The following is a 13,451-nucleotide window of genomic DNA, read 5'->3' on the forward strand; positions in this document are numbered from 1 at the left end:
CGAACCCCATCGGTTCCGCCCCGAGGAGTCACCGTGCCGAAATATCCCGCGCGCATCGATTCACCGACTGATTCCAGGACTGGTTCAGCGACCGATCCAGTGAGTGATTCGGCGGAATCCGCCGCGCCGCTCAGCACGCCCGAACTGAACCCGGCGGTCTGGGAGGGAGCCGCCGTCCGACTGCTCGCGAAAATGCTCGGCCAATTCGCCTACGAGGAGGTCGTCGAACCGGTCGGCCCCGTCGACGGCGGCGATGCGTACACTCTCCGGTTCGACGACGGGGGCACCCTGATCTTCAAGGCCCGGCGCGGGGTGTACGGGAGCTGGCTCATCGCCCCCGAGTCGATCCAGGAACTGCGCGGCACCGCCGGGGAAGGGCCGACGCGAGCCGCACACGACACCGTCGGGAGCGCGTCGCCGGAATCGACGCGCGCCAGGACGCGGGAGCTCGCGGACCCGGCGGCCGGGGCGGAGTGCCACAGCCTCCCCGGGGCGTCCGGCAGGCCCCGGCCGGACCGGTGCGCCGACGCCGTGCCGATCCCGGGCCGTCGCACGGATCCCGCACCGGACAGCAGCACCGAAGCCGTGTCGACACCGCACCGCGGCGCCGACGACGCCGCCCCGTCACGACACCCGGGCTCCGACGCCGTGCCGTTCCGCGACCCCCTGAGCTTCCTCGCCCGCGCCCGCCGCCTCCTGGGGATCGACGGCGCCACGCTCGGCCACCTCATCCGCGAGATCACCACCACCCTCGCCGCCGACGCCCGGCTCGCCCACACCGCGCTCACCGCCGCCCGCCTGGCCGAACTCGACTACGCCGAGCTGGAAGGACACCAGACCGGCCACCCCTGGCTCGTGGCCAACAAGGGCCGCCTCGGCTTCTCCGCCATCGACGCCTCCCGCTACACCCCCGAGGCCCGTCGGCCCGTACGGCTGCCGTGGATCGCGGTGTCCACCCGGGTCGGGGCCTACCGGGGCGTCCCCGGTCTGGCCACGCCCGGGCAGCTGTACGCGCGGGAACTCGACCCGGCCGTCCGCGACTCCTTCGCCGCCGTGCTCCGCGCCCGCGACCTCGACCCGGACCGGTACCTCTTCCTGCCCGTGCACCCCTGGCAGTGGGACGAATGGATCGTTCCGCTCTTCGCCCCGGCCATCGCCTCGGGCGACATCGTGCCCCTCCACGCCGATCCCGACCTCAGGCTGCCCCAGCAGTCCATCCGCACCTTCACCAATGTGTCCCGCCTCGACCGGCACACCGTCAAGCTGCCGCTGTCGATCCTCAACACCCTGGTCTGGCGCGGGCTGCCGACCGAACGCACCCTCGCGGCCCCCGCCGTGACCGCCTGGGTCCAGGGCCTGTGCGAGCGCGACGGCTTTCTGCGCGAGACCTGCGGGGTCGTCCTGCTCGGCGAAGTGGCCTCCGTGACCGTCGAGCACCCGCTCTACGATCACCTGCCGGAGACGCCGTACCAGTTCAAGGAGATCCTCGGCGCGATCTGGCGCGAACCCCTCCAGCCCCGGCTCGCCCCCGGCGAGCGCGCCCGGACCCTCGCCTCGCTGCTCCACACCGATCCGCGCGGGCGCGCCTTCACGGCCGAGCTCGTCGAACGCTCCGGACTCGCCCCCACCGCCTGGCTGACCCACCTCTTCGCCGCGCTGCTGCCCCCGTTGCTGCACTTCCTCTACCGCTACGGCACGGTGTTCTCGCCGCACGGTGAGAACGCCATCGTCGTCTTCGACGGGCAGGACGTGCCGGTGCGCCTGGCGATCAAAGACTTCGTCGACGACGTGAACGTCAGCGCCCAGCCACTGCCGGAACACGCGTCCATGCCGCAGGACGTGCGCGACATCCTGCTCACCGAGGAGCCCTCCTTCCTCACCCAGTTCATCCACGCCGGACTGTTCATCGGTGTCTTCCGCTTCCTCTCCCCGCTGTGCGAGGGGCAGCTGGGTGTTCCCGAGGCCGATTTCTGGTCACTCGTGCGGGACGAGGTGCTGCGGTACCATGCCCGCTTTCCCGAGCTCAAGGACCGGTTCGAGATGTTCGACATGCTCACGCCGCGCATCGACCGTCTCTGTCTGAACCGCAATCGTCTGCATGTGGACGGCTACCGGGACCGCCCGGGGCGCCCGCACGCGGCCATCCACGGGAGCGTGCCCAATCCGCTCCACCCCGCTGAATCCGACCGGGAGTGATCGCCGTTGTCAGCGGTGACCCGTAGGGTGGTCGGGCTATGACGAAGCCATCCCTCCCCGAGCTCCTCCACGCCGCCGTGACCGCCGTCGGCGGTACGGAACGGCCCGGCCAGGCCGCCATGGCCGCAGCCGTCGCCGAGGCCGTCGACGACAACTCCCATCTGCTCGTACAGGCCGGCACCGGCACGGGCAAGTCCCTCGGCTACCTGGTGCCCGCGCTGGCCCACGGGGAGCGCGTCGTGGTGGCCACGGCGACCCTGGCGCTCCAGCGCCAGCTCGTGGAGCGCGACCTTCCGCGTACGGTCGATGCCCTGCATCCGCTGCTGCGCAGACGCCCCCAGTTCGCCATGCTCAAGGGGCGCTCGAACTACCTGTGCCTGCACCGCCTGCACGAGGGTGTGCCGCAGGACGAGGAGGAAGGGCTGTTCGACCAGTTCGAGGCGGCGGCCCCGTCGAGCAAGCTCGGCCAGGACCTGCTGCGGCTGCGCGACTGGTCGGACGAGACGGAGAGCGGTGACCGCGACGACCTCACCCCCGGCGTCTCCGACCGGGCCTGGGCGCAGGTCTCCGTCTCCTCCCGGGAGTGCCTGGGCGCCACCAAGTGCGCGTACGGGGCCGAGTGCTTCGCCGAGCAGGCCCGTGAGCGGGCCAAGCTCGCCGACGTCGTCGTCACCAATCACGCCCTGCTCGCCATCGACGCCATCGAGGGCGCGCCGGTGCTCCCGCAGCACGAGGTGCTGATCGTCGACGAGGCCCACGAGCTGGTCTCCAGGGTCACCGGGGTGGCCACCGGCGAGCTCACCCCCGGCCAGGTCAACCGCGCGGTGCGCCGCGCTGCGAAGCTGGTGAACGAGAAGGCGGCCGACGCCCTCCAGACCGCCTCCGAGGGTTTCGAGCGGGTGATGGAGCTGGCGCTTCCCGGCCGTCTGGAGGAGATTCCCGAGGACCTGGGCTACGCGCTGATGTCCCTGCGTGACGCGGCGCGCACGGTGATCACGGCGCTGGGCACCACGCGCGACAAGTCCGTCCAGGACGAGGACGCGGTCCGCAAGCAGGCCCTCGCGTCCGTGGAGACGATCCACGGCGTCGCCGAACGGATCACCCAGGGCTCCGAGTACGACGTCGTCTGGTACGAGCGCCACGACCGCTTCGGCGCGTCGCTGAGGGTCGCCCCGCTCTCGGTCTCCGGGCTGCTGCGCGAGAAGCTCTTCGCCGACCGGTCCGTGGTCCTCACCTCGGCCACCCTCAAGCTCGGCGGCGACTTCAACGGTGTGGGGGCGTCGCTGGGACTCGCTCCCGAGGGCACCGAGGGCGACGACCTCCCGCAGTGGAAGGGGCTCGACGTCGGGTCGCCGTTCGACTACCCGAAGCAGGGGATCCTGTACGTCGCCCGGCATCTGGCCACGCCCGGCCGCGAGGCGTCCCGCACGGACATGCTGGACGAGCTCGCCGAGCTGGTGGAGGCGGCGGGCGGGCGCACGCTCGGGCTGTTCTCGTCCATGCGCGCGGCCCAGGCCGCGGCCGAGGAACTGCGGGGTCGGCTCGACAAGCCGATCCTGCTCCAGGGCGAGGAGACGCTCGGCGAACTGATCAAGAACTTCGCGGCCGATCCCGAGACCTGTCTCTTCGGCACGCTGTCGCTCTGGCAGGGCGTCGACGTGCCCGGACCCAGCTGCCAGCTCGTGGTCATGGACCGGATCCCCTTCCCGCGCCCCGACGACCCGTTGATGAGTGCGCGCCAGAAGGCGGTGGACGAGGCCGGAGGCAACGGCTTCATGGCCGTTGCGGCCACGCACGCGGCGCTGCTGATGGCGCAGGGCGCCGGTCGGCTGGTTCGAGCCACGGGGGACAGGGGGGTGGTCGCGGCCCTCGACCCGCGGTTGGCCAACGCCCGGTACGGCAGTTTTCTGCGCGCCTCGCTGCCCGACTTCTGGTACACGGTCGACCGCAATCAGGTGCGACGCTCACTCGCGGCGATCGACGCGGCGGCCAAGGCCGACGGCCGGTAGCCGGTCGGGCCCGAGTCGTCTCCGGTGGGTCCCGCCCGCGCGTCGCCCGCCGGGGACGCGGGCGGGACCCGCAGGGACCGGGCTGTCCTGGTTCCCCACGCGGCCCCGCTCACCCGTCGGGCCGTTCGGTCGGTTCCGCGCCCGGCACCTTCGCGTCCCTCGGCGGCTGCGATGGTGGGGCGGTCATGCGCATGGCAGGGCTCGGCATGGAAAAGGGGCCCCGGGATCGGCGCAGTGGATCCCGGGGCCCCGGTCGGGACCTGCGACGTGTCAGACCCGTCGCAGCACCGCCACCACCTTGCCGAGAATGGTCGCCTCGTCACCGGGGATCGGCTGGTACGCGGCATTGTGGGGGAGGAGCCAGACATGGCCGTCCTCGCGCTTGAAGCGCTTGACGGTGGCCTCGCCGTCGAGCATGGCGGCGACGATGTCGCCGTTCTCCGCGACGGGCTGACGACGCACGGTGACCCAGTCGCCGTCACAGATCGCCGCCTCCACCATCGAGTCACCGACGACCTTGAGGACGAAGAGCTCTCCGTCGCCGACCAGCTGGCGGGGGAGCGGGAAGACGTCCTCGACCGACTCCTCGGCGAGGATCGGACCACCGGCGGCGATCCGGCCGACGAGCGGCACATAGGACGCCGCGGGCTTGCCGGCCGTGTCGGCGGGCTGGGTGCTGGGCTGGTCCGAACCGCGGACCTCGTACGCCCGGGGACGGTGGGGGTCGCGGCGGAGGAACCCCTTGCGCTCCAGGGCCATCAGCTGATGGGCCACGGACGACGTGCTGGACAGGCCCACCGCCTGACCGATCTCCCGCATGGAGGGCGGGTAACCGCGCCGCTGGACGGAATCCCGGATCACCTCGATCACGCGCCGTTGCCGGTCCGTGAGCCCCGAGCTGTCCGCCCGGATGCCTGGAGGTCGGCCGGGCAACGAGCGCGCTGGGCGCATGGGCTCCGGACCCTCCGTGCTCGTGAGGTGGTCATTCATGGCGTGTACCGGCTCAAGTCGGCCCTGGGAGCGGTCCTGGGCGGTGATGGTGGCACTGTCTGCGGTGGTGGTCACGTCGGCCCCTCTCGAATGGTCTCCCTGGCTGGACAACGGTAGTAGCTTTCGAAAGGTTGCGCCAAACACACGTTCGAGTGAAAAACGAATAAAAGGCTGTCGCCAGCTAACTGCTGGGTGTATGTGGATTCGTTGCCGGGTGTTTGTGCGAACGGGTGCCGGTGGCGTGCGACCGTCGGGTGTGGGCGCATTGCGTTCCGGCGGCCGTGCGTGGCGGTGGCTGCGCGTGTCGGCGGCCGTGCCTCGTGCGACCGGTGGCCCCGCCCTCTCGTCCTCGGGCGGGTGCGGGCGGGTGCGGGCGGGTGCGTGCGTGGGGCGGATCGTGCACGGGTGGGGCGGGCGGGGCTGTGGAGGTGAATCCGGACCGCCCGCGACGCGGGTCATTACGGTAGCGTCCGCGGGCGCGGAGTGGCGGTTCGGGGCTCCGGCCGTACGCCGCGCGGGCGTGGCGAAGGGCCCCGCGATTTCGGCGGCAGGGCCGTTCCCGTACCCTCGTCCACGGCCGCACGCCCCCTGTCGGCTGTCCGCGAACCGCGACACGCTCACAGGGCCAAATGCGCGACGGAACCCAAGATCTAGTGGTTGGATTGTTCCGGCCGCCCAGAAGTTGTGGTCCCTGGTCCGTCAGGGGTGTGGCCATCGCCTATGCTTGTGACTGCTTCGAGGGGCCCCGACGGGCCCTGCCGAGGCTGTTCAGTCGTGCTGTGAAGGAGGGTTGGGAGCCATGCACTGCCCCTTCTGCAGGCACCCCGACAGCCGGGTCGTCGACAGCCGCACCACCGACGACGGCACGTCGATCCGCCGCCGCCGCCAGTGCCCCGACTGCTCCCGCCGTTTCACGACGGTGGAGACCTGCTCGCTGATGGTGGTCAAGCGCAGCGGTGTGACCGAACCCTTCAGCCGGACCAAGGTCATCTCCGGCGTGCGCAAGGCATGCCAGGGGCGGCCGGTCACCGAGGACGCCCTCGCCAAGCTCGGCCAGCGGGTCGAGGAGGCGGTGCGCGCCACCGGCAGTGCCGAGCTGACCACCCATGACGTGGGCCTGGCGATCCTCGGCCCTCTGCAGGAACTCGACCTCGTCGCATACCTGCGTTTCGCGTCCGTGTACCGGGCGTTCGACACACTTGAAGACTTCGAGGCGGCCATCGCGGAGCTCCGCGAACGGCGGCCTCCCACGGAGGAGCGCGGGACCGGCGTGGCCCTTGAGGTCCCCGTTCCCGCCGTCGCCGCCGACTGAGCGGCACCGGCCGGTTCTGCGGCGTGTCCGCGGGCCGGCGCGGCCAAGCGGCTTTTTGAACCCGCTCAGGGCGTCCTTCGTGGCGCCCGGAGCAGCAGAGACAGACTGTGCCCTGGGAAGTTCTGGGCACTTCAGGGCGTTTTTGCCCACATATGGGAGGCGGCATGACAGAGACGGCGAGCGGCCCGGCACGAGGTTCCCGAGCCAAGGGTTCCAAGGCGAGCAAGGGGCTGCGCATCGAGCGCATCCACACCACCCCCGGCGTGCATCCGTACGACGAGGTGGTCTGGGAGCGCCGTGACGTCGTCATGACCAACTGGCGCGACGGCTCGATCAACTTCGAGCAGCGCGGCGTCGAGTTCCCCGACTTCTGGTCGGTGAACGCGGTCAACATCGTCACCAGCAAGTACTTCCGCGGGGCCGTCGGCACCCCGCAGCGCGAGACCGGTCTGCGGCAGCTCATCGACCGGATCGTGAAGACGTACCGCAAGGCCGGCGAGGAGCACGGCTACTTCGCCTCGCCCGCGGACGCCGAGATCTTCGAGCACGAACTGGCGTACGCCCTCCTGCACCAGATCTTCAGCTTCAACTCCCCGGTGTGGTTCAACGTCGGAACGCCCCAGCCGCAGCAGGTCTCCGCCTGCTTCATCCTGTCCGTCGACGACTCCATGGAGTCGATCCTCGACTGGTACAAGGAAGAAGGCATGATCTTCAAGGGCGGTTCCGGGGCCGGTCTGAACCTCTCCCGTATCCGTTCCTCCAAGGAACTGCTGTCCTCCGGCGGCAACGCCTCCGGCCCGGTCTCCTTCATGCGCGGCGCCGACGCCTCCGCCGGAACGATCAAGTCCGGTGGCGCCACCCGGCGCGCGGCCAAGATGGTCATCCTCGACGTCGACCACCCCGACATCGAGGGCTTCATCGAGACCAAGGTGAAGGAGGAGGAGAAGATCCGCGCCCTGCGCGACGCGGGCTTCGACATGGACCTGGGCGGCGACGACATCACGTCCGTCCAGTACCAGAACGCCAACAACTCGGTCCGCGTGAACGACGAGTTCATGAAGGCCGTGGAGTCCGGCGGCAAGTTCGGGCTGCGCGCCCGCATGACCGGCGAGGTCATCGAAGAGGTCGAGGCCAAGGCCCTCTTCCGCAAGATGGCCGAGGCGGCCTGGGCCTGCGCCGACCCGGGCATCCAGTACGACGACACGATCAATCACTGGCACACCTGCCCCGAGTCCGGCCGGATCAACGGCTCGAACCCGTGCAGCGAGTACATGCACCTGGACAACACCTCGTGCAACCTCGCCTCGCTGAACCTGATGAAGTTCCTCAAGGACGACGGCAAGGGCAACCAGTCCTTCGACTCCGAGCGCTTCGCGAAGGTCGTCGAGCTGGTCATCACCGCGATGGACATCTCCATCTGCTTCGCCGACTTCCCCACCCAGAAGATCGGCGAGAACACCCGCGCCTTCCGTCAGCTGGGCATCGGCTACGCCAACCTCGGCGCCCTGCTGATGGCGACCGGCCACGCCTACGACAGCGACGGCGGCCGCGCCCTCGCCGGTGCCATCACCTCGCTGATGACCGGCACCTCGTACCGCCGCTCCGCGGAGCTCGCCGCGGTGGTCGGCCCGTACGACGGCTACGCCCGCAACGCCGAGCCGCACCAGCGCGTCATGAAGCAGCACGCGGACGCCAACGCCGCCGCCGTGCGCATGGACGACCTGGACAGCCCGATCTGGGCCGCCGCGACGGAGGCGTGGCAGGACGTGATCCGCCTGGGCGCGAAGAACGGTTTCCGCAACGCGCAGGCTTCGGTCATCGCCCCCACCGGCACCATCGGTCTCGCGATGTCCTGCGACACCACCGGCCTCGAACCGGACCTGGCCCTGGTCAAGTTCAAGAAGCTGGTCGGCGGCGGCTCGATGCAGATCGTCAACGGCACCGTCCCGCAGGCCCTGCGCCGCCTGGGCTACCAGGAGGAGCAGATCGAGGCGATCGTCGCCCACATCGCCGAGCACGGCAACGTGATCGACGCCCCCGGCCTGAAGACCGAGCACTACGAGGTCTTCGACTGCGCGATGGGCGAGCGCGCCATCTCCCCGATGGGCCACGTCCGCATGATGGCCGCGATCCAGCCGTGGATCTCCGGCGCCCTGTCCAAGACGGTCAACATGCCGGAGTCGGCGACCGTCGAGGAGGTCGAGGAGATCTACTTCGAGGCGTGGAAGATGGGCGTCAAGGCGCTCGCGATCTACCGCGACAACTGCAAGGTCGGCCAGCCCCTCTCCGCGAAGACCAAGGAGAAGGAGAAGTCCGCCACGGACGCGGTCGCGGCCAAGAGCGAGGCGACCATCCGCGAAGCGGTCGAGAAGGTCGTCGAGTACCGCCCGGTCCGCAAGCGCCTCCCCAAGGGCCGTCCGGGCATCACCACCTCCTTCACGGTGGGCGGCGCCGAGGGCTACATGACCGCCAATTCCTACCCGGACGACGGTCTCGGCGAGGTCTTCCTGAAGATGTCGAAGCAGGGCTCCACGCTCGCGGGCATGATGGACGCCTTCTCCATCGCCGTCTCGGTCGGTCTGCAGTACGGCGTCCCGCTGGAGACGTACGTCTCGAAGTTCACCAACATGCGCTTCGAGCCGGCCGGCATGACGGACGACCCGGACGTGCGGATGGCGCAGTCGATCGTCGACTACATCTTCCGCCGCCTCGCGCTGGACTTCCTGCCCTTCGAGACCCGCTCGGCGCTGGGCATCCACTCGGCCGAGGAGCGTCAGCGCCACCTCGACACCGGTTCGTACGAGCCCTCGGACGACGAGATCGACGTCGAGAGCCTGGCCCAGTCCGCCCCGGTGCGGAAGGAGCCCCTGAAGGCCGTGGTCGCCGTGCAGGAGGCCGAGAAGCCGGCCCCGAAGACGGCGCACACCTCGGCGGAGCTCGTCGAGATGCAGCTCGGCATCAGCGCGGACGCCCCGCTCTGCTTCTCCTGCGGCACGAAGATGCAGCGCGCCGGGTCCTGCTACATCTGCGAGGGCTGCGGCTCGACCAGCGGCTGCAGCTGAGGCCGGCGGGAATCGCGTCGGACGCGCCGTCCGACGTAGGCCGCACCTGTAGCTGACCAGCAGCACACGAAGGGGATCGACCATCGGTCGATCCCCTTCGTCGTGCCCGTGGCCGGGGCGGCGCGCCGATTCGACGATGCCGCGCCGGGGCACCGTGAGCGGAAGGAGTGGAGCTGCCGACTACACCGGCGGCAGGAGCGCCAGCGCCTCTTCCAGGTTGTGCTCGACGATCCCCCGCATGAGCGCCCGGTCGGGGAAGTCACCATCGAGGAGACGCAGTGGACCGGCCACCAGCGACAGACGCATGGCGAGCATGGAGAGATCGAGGCGCTGCGGATCGAGACCCGGCCGGGCCAGTGCGGTGTACCACTCGCCGAAGCGGAGCCGGAGGAAGACGTGCTCCCATTCGACGTCGAAGTACATCAGGCCCCCGATGTCGATCAGGACGGGTTGACCGTCGGCGTCCACCAGGACGTGGTCGGGTCCGAGCTCTCCGTGGATCAGCCCGTATTCCGCACGAAGGCTCACCCGACCGGCCAGTTCCCACAGGCGGTCGCGCGGGCCGTGTCAGCGGGCGTGATCCTGTCGTCGCGCCCCGCCGCCTCGTCGAGGGCCCGCAGGGCGCGGTCGAGGATCCGTCGCTCGCACGAGATCTCGGACGCGGAGCCGCCCCGCTCCAGCAGGTCCGGCCTGCCGTGGTGCCGGGCCCGGTACCGGTGCATCGCCTCGAGCATCCCGGCGAGTTCCCCCAGGGCGCCCGCGGCGCGCGTGGGGTCGGTTTCGAAGAGCGCTTCGAGTGTGCCGCCGGAGACGTCCTCGACCACGGCGACGTCCGCCGGGTACCGGCGCCGACTGTCGTCCGCCAGGAGTACCCGTGGAACCCGTGCCCCGAAGCTGTTCAGGCTCCGCTGTGCGGTCCGGAACGGGACCAGTCCGGAGGCGGGCGCCAACGGGTCGGCCGGGTCGGACTCGGGCGCGCCCGACCAGAAGTTCTCGGCTTCGGCCCAACTGCAGATGATCACACTCGCCGCGTGGCTTCCGTCGAGGCGGACCCGATAGACCCCTTTCCTGCTTCCCCCGCGCAACCGGTCCACCGCGACGATGCGGCACTCCGTCCCCAGCGCGTCGCGCACGAGCCCCGACAGGTCTCCGACATCCGCGAACGGCCGCATCCGCAGAACCTACTGAAGACTTCTCCGCGCGTGCCACCGAACACCTCCTCCGCAGCCCCCGACCGAGGCGGAGCCCGCACCGTCGGCGCACCGCTCACCGCGTGGTGGGGGACAGCCCGTCCGGTTCGGCCGCGATCGACCACCATGCCGTGCGGTTGCGCGTGCAGCGCAGTGTCGTGCCTTCCTCGGCGGGCGGCGGGCGGCGGGCGGCGGGCGGCGGGTCAGGACGCGGGCGGACGGCCTCCCATCGCCGTGGTGAACGACTCTGGGTCGCCGTCGAAGCCCCTGACCGTGTCGCGGAACTCCCATACATCCGAGGCGCCGCGGGCGAATTCCGCGACGGTCGCGGCGGTGGCGTCGCCCACCGAGGAGAAGTCGTCCTCCGACAGGTTGGTGTAGCCCTCCCTGACCTGCACGACGGTGTTCTCGATGTCGCCGAACGTCTTGCGGCCGTCGCGCTGCTGAATGGCGACCCCGACGACGACCCGCGCGTACGCGGACGACAGGCGGTCCAGTTCCAGGGTCATCACCTCGTCGAAGCCGAAGCCCTGACCGGTCCTGCTGTCACGGTTGAGCGTGATGGTGCCGTCCGGCGACCGGCTGTCGAAGTGCACGAGATACGCGGGAGCGTCGTAGGGCGCGTCCGTGCGGTAGGTGGCCGCGATGATGTCGAGATCGTGGTCCGGGGCGCCATGAGGGCTGGGATCCCACTTGAGCCTGACCTCGACCTTCTCGATGTCCTTGTTGGGGGTGCTCATCGGACTTCCCTCCTTGGTGCGCCGCTGTGCTGTCGGGCCGTTCATACCACTCGATCATGTCCGTAACCGGCCGCGGAACCAACCGGGTTGGCCCACGGCGACGGAATCGGGCCATCTCGTCCGGCGTGAGTCCCGGTCGGGGTGAACGGCAATCACCTCGCGCGCGTACCACGAATCAGGGCCGGGGAAACGGGGGTTGGTGCGACGACGGTGCACATGGCCCCGCAACTCCGTTTCACGACAGGCCGGTTCGAAATGACCGTGCGCGGGAGTGACTTCGGCCAGGTCCGGCACCGTACGATGGCGCAGTGCTGGTCAAGTGGATTCGTTGCACCGTGGTGGACCGCCGGGGTTTTGAACGGGAACAACGAAAGTGGGCGGAGCTGCTGGGAGAGCCGGGATTCGGCGGACAGGGCGGTGGGTGGAGCCGAGGACGTCCCGATGTGGCACATGTCTTCGCCTTCTGGGACAACCGCGTCTTCTACGACTCGTTCATGGCGCGCAAGCACGACCGGTTGGCCGCCCCGCAGTCCGGTACGTGCAGTGGCGTCCAGGTCAAGCTGTTCGAGCACCGCTTCGACGTGAAGACCGGTTTCGAGCCGCGCTTCGCCGACGTGGACGTCGTCAGGGTGGCCCACAGCACGGTGCACGAGGACCGTGCCGAGCACTTCGCGCTGATGCAGGAGCGGGTGTGGAACCCGGCGATGGCCGGTTCGCCCGGCATGGTGCGAGGGGTGTTCGCGGAAGCACCGGGGCACGAGTTCCTGGTGTTGTCGATGTGGCAGTCGAGTGCCGAGCGCGGCAAGTACCGGGCCGGCAGCATCGAGCGGTTGACGCAGCGGGCGCAGGTCGAGGAGGACGTGGCGGCGGTGGCGGGCGACGTCGTACGGCTCGAACCGTCCTGGACGGTGTGACGACGGGCGGATCCTCGCGATCCTCAGCACGACCGTTCGTACTCGACCTGCTCCAGAGGGTTCCCGTCGCCGAAGTCGAAGAGGCGTGTGGCCCCGCTCTCGGCGAAGCCGCACTTGGCGTAGAAGCGGCGGGAGCGCGGGGTGTCCCGCAGCGTCCACAGATGGACGCGGCGAAAGCCGTCGTCGCGCAGCAGCCGTAGGGTCCCGGTCATCAGCGCCGTGGCGATGCCGCTGCCCCAGCTGTCGGGATGGCTGTAGAAACTGTGGATCTCGGCCAGACCCGGCCGGGTCCGGGACGGTGCGTGGACGGACAGTGCCAGGGGGCGGCCGTCCTCCTCGGCGAGCAGGATCGTGCCCGTCCGCTGTTCGATCCGCGCGTGCCAGCGGGTCCGCCTGCTGCGGATGCCGCGCGCGGCGAACTCCGCGTCGAAGAAGGGCGCGTAAGCCATCTCCCACGCCGTGGCGTGGATCTCGCCCAGAACGTCCCCGTCCCCCGGCCCGGCACGACGAACCTCGATCATCCGCTCACCCTAGTGCCGCTCCCGGCAACGTTTGCCCCGTCGCGTCGTCCGGCACTTCCCCGAGCTCTCAGCTTCGTTCGAGCAGGGGAGACCCCATTGCTCGCAGCGTTGGCCAAAAGCCCACGTAGCCCTTCCCCGAGCTCTCGACTTCGTTCGAGCGGGGGAGCCCCCATTCGAGGGCTTGTGGCCGCCTTGCGATCGCACGCACCGGACGACGCTCCTTCCGGGCAAACCTTGCCGGTCACGGCACTAGTAGTGCTTGGTCAGGTTGGTATTGGGGTGGGTATGTCGCGGTGGCAGGTGGGGCAGGCGCCGGTCCAGACCGCGAGCAGGGTCTGCAGTTCACGGACGACTTGGTAGAGGCTCAGGCCGGCGCCTCGTCTTTTGGGGCTCTGGCCAGCCGCTGCAGGGTGCAGAAGGCGTGAGCGACGGACACGAGGGTGACGTGGTGGTGCCAGCCGGTCCAGGTGCGGCCCTCGAAGTGGGCCAGGCCCAGGGCCTGCTTCATCTCCCGGTA

General features: G+C 70.0%; 10 protein-coding genes and 1 pseudogene. 5 read left to right on the plus strand and 6 right to left on the minus strand.

Annotated features, from left to right (window positions below):
* The first annotated feature begins 99 nt into the window (after positions 1–99).
* Complete coding sequence (locus AB0E67_RS28240; RefSeq protein ID WP_362031776.1) at positions 100–2,196, plus strand: IucA/IucC family protein; 2,097 nt, start codon at positions 100–102, stop codon at positions 2,194–2,196.
* A gap of 38 nt (positions 2,197–2,234) precedes the next feature.
* Positions 2,235–4,205: an ATP-dependent DNA helicase gene (locus AB0E67_RS28245; RefSeq protein ID WP_351516274.1), complete on the plus strand. Its 1,971-nt coding sequence runs from the start codon at positions 2,235–2,237 to the stop codon at positions 4,203–4,205.
* A gap of 270 nt (positions 4,206–4,475) precedes the next feature.
* On the opposite strand, the gene lexA is transcribed toward AB0E67_RS28245, so the two are convergent.
* The gene (gene lexA / locus AB0E67_RS28250) at positions 4,476–5,270 is read right to left on the minus strand and encodes a transcriptional repressor LexA (protein WP_073789716.1); all 795 of its coding nucleotides are present in this window, start codon (positions 5,268–5,270) and stop codon (positions 4,476–4,478) included.
* 724 nt (positions 5,271–5,994) lie between these two features.
* Here lexA and nrdR point away from each other — a divergent pair.
* Entirely contained in the window at positions 5,995–6,507 is a 513-nt protein-coding gene (nrdR, locus tag AB0E67_RS28255; protein WP_362031779.1) for a transcriptional regulator NrdR, read from the plus strand.
* A 164-nt stretch (positions 6,508–6,671) separates the two neighbouring features.
* A complete protein-coding gene (locus tag AB0E67_RS28260; protein ID WP_362031781.1) occupies positions 6,672–9,569 on the plus strand; it encodes a vitamin B12-dependent ribonucleotide reductase in 2,898 nt (965 codons plus the stop codon).
* A 180-nt stretch (positions 9,570–9,749) separates the two neighbouring features.
* Here AB0E67_RS28260 and AB0E67_RS28265 read toward each other — a convergent pair whose 3' ends face one another.
* From AB0E67_RS28265 to AB0E67_RS28275, 3 genes are all read right to left on the minus strand, one after another.
* On the minus strand, positions 9,750–10,097 hold the full coding sequence (locus tag AB0E67_RS28265) for a hypothetical protein (protein ID WP_362031783.1): 348 nt from the start codon (positions 10,095–10,097) through the stop codon (positions 9,750–9,752).
* Complete coding sequence (locus AB0E67_RS28270; RefSeq protein WP_362031785.1) at positions 10,094–10,741, minus strand: phosphotransferase; 648 nt, start codon at positions 10,739–10,741, stop codon at positions 10,094–10,096. The genes AB0E67_RS28265 and AB0E67_RS28270 overlap by 4 nt, the downstream gene beginning before the upstream one ends.
* A 221-nt stretch (positions 10,742–10,962) precedes the next feature.
* Complete coding sequence (locus tag AB0E67_RS28275; RefSeq protein WP_362031787.1) at positions 10,963–11,499, minus strand: TerD family protein; 537 nt, start codon at positions 11,497–11,499, stop codon at positions 10,963–10,965.
* A gap of 308 nt (positions 11,500–11,807) precedes the next feature.
* On the opposite strand from AB0E67_RS28275, the gene AB0E67_RS28280 reads away from it, so the two are divergent.
* Positions 11,808–12,413, plus strand: coding sequence for a DUF4937 domain-containing protein (locus tag AB0E67_RS28280; protein ID WP_362031789.1), 606 nt, complete (start codon positions 11,808–11,810; stop codon positions 12,411–12,413).
* A 23-nt stretch (positions 12,414–12,436) separates the two neighbouring features.
* Here AB0E67_RS28280 and AB0E67_RS28285 read toward each other — a convergent pair whose 3' ends face one another.
* Together AB0E67_RS28285 and AB0E67_RS28290 are read right to left on the minus strand one after the other, a co-directional pair.
* Positions 12,437–12,934, minus strand: a complete 498-nt coding sequence (locus AB0E67_RS28285) for a GNAT family N-acetyltransferase (RefSeq protein ID WP_362031791.1) — start codon at positions 12,932–12,934, stop codon at positions 12,437–12,439.
* Between the two features lie 364 nt (positions 12,935–13,298).
* A pseudogene (locus tag AB0E67_RS28290) lies at positions 13,299–13,451 on the minus strand (IS701 family transposase); the annotation flags it as partial.

This window comes from Streptomyces sp. NPDC032161 (genome assembly GCF_040636995.1).
In the GTDB taxonomy this organism is placed as follows: domain Bacteria; phylum Actinomycetota; class Actinomycetes; order Streptomycetales; family Streptomycetaceae; genus Streptomyces.

Excerpts from the sequence above, each read along its gene's own strand:
- AB0E67_RS28260 (WP_362031781.1), top strand. The coding sequence starts at position 6,672 with ATGACAGAGACGGCGAGCGGCCCGGCACGAGGTTCCCGAGCCAAGGGT.
- AB0E67_RS28285 (WP_362031791.1), bottom strand. The coding sequence starts at position 12,934 with ATGATCGAGGTTCGTCGTGCCGGGCCGGGGGACGGGGACGTTCTGGGC.
- AB0E67_RS28270 (WP_362031785.1), bottom strand. The coding sequence starts at position 10,741 with ATGCGGCCGTTCGCGGATGTCGGAGACCTGTCGGGGCTCGTGCGCGAC.
- nrdR (WP_362031779.1), top strand. The coding sequence starts at position 5,995 with ATGCACTGCCCCTTCTGCAGGCACCCCGACAGCCGGGTCGTCGACAGC.
- AB0E67_RS28275 (WP_362031787.1), bottom strand. The coding sequence starts at position 11,499 with ATGAGCACCCCCAACAAGGACATCGAGAAGGTCGAGGTCAGGCTCAAG.
- AB0E67_RS28245 (WP_351516274.1), top strand. The coding sequence starts at position 2,235 with ATGACGAAGCCATCCCTCCCCGAGCTCCTCCACGCCGCCGTGACCGCC.